Source organism: Cellulomonas sp. GbtcB1, assembly GCF_019091725.1.
In the GTDB taxonomy this organism is placed as follows: domain Bacteria; phylum Actinomycetota; class Actinomycetes; order Actinomycetales; family Cellulomonadaceae; genus Cellulomonas.
This window is the reverse complement of record NZ_JAGXJG010000733.1, coordinates 1-229: the sequence shown is the minus strand read 5'-3', so window position 1 is coordinate 229 and position 229 is coordinate 1. Positions and strand designations below refer to the sequence as shown.

1 pseudogene is annotated in these 229 nt (G+C 79.5%); it reads right to left on the bottom strand.

The window, feature by feature from the left end:
- Positions 1-229, bottom strand: a pseudogene (locus tag KVT14_RS22000) (alpha-glucosidase); the annotation flags it as partial.

Genomic DNA, 229 nt, shown 5'->3' with positions numbered 1-229 from the left:
CAGCCGTCCGGGTGGGCCCCGTTCAGGTCCGGCTGCTGCGCGGTGAACAGGTGCAGGTCCCACTCCCCCGGCGTGCCGTGCGGGTTCGTCGCCCGCGTCCAGGTCTCGCCGCCGAAGCTCGACTCCCAGTGCGACGGGATGCCCGCGCCGTCCGGGCCGGTCCCCGGGAGGGACCAGGACCGCTCGCGCTCCCGGGTGCCCCGGCCCGCGGCGGGCGCGGCGCGGAGCC